This window comes from Rhodococcus sp. IC4_135, assembly GCF_011602025.1.
GTDB classification, from domain to species: domain Bacteria; phylum Actinomycetota; class Actinomycetes; order Mycobacteriales; family Mycobacteriaceae; genus Rhodococcus_F; species Rhodococcus_F baikonurensis.
On sequence record NZ_JAAOLG010000148.1, the window covers coordinates 1 to 289 of the forward strand.

The following is a 289-nucleotide window of genomic DNA, read 5'->3' on the forward strand; positions in this document are numbered from 1 at the left end:
GGAACATACCCACCACCAGCCCTGAGCACACCGTAAACCGCAACCAACAAATCAACCGAACGCCGAACCGCAACACCCACCAACGACTCCGGCCCCACACCCACCGAAACCAAATACCTGGCAAAACAATTCACCCGAGCATCGAACTCCGCATACGACAGAGACACACCCTCGAACGAGAGCGCCACCGCACCCGGAGACGCCGCCACCTGCGCATCGAAACCATCGAGCAACAAAGCACCATCAGTCAACTCGTGAACAGTGTCATTCCACCCCTCGAGCACCAACG

At 58.1% G+C, this 289-nt stretch carries 1 protein-coding gene; it reads right to left on the minus strand.

Going from position 1 to position 289, the window contains the following annotated elements; genetic code table 11:
* The coding region (locus tag G8767_RS35390; protein ID WP_346843076.1) for an AMP-binding protein at nt 1-251 on the minus strand (251 nt) is incomplete at its 3' end.
* Between the last annotated feature and the right edge of the window lie 38 nt (nt 252-289).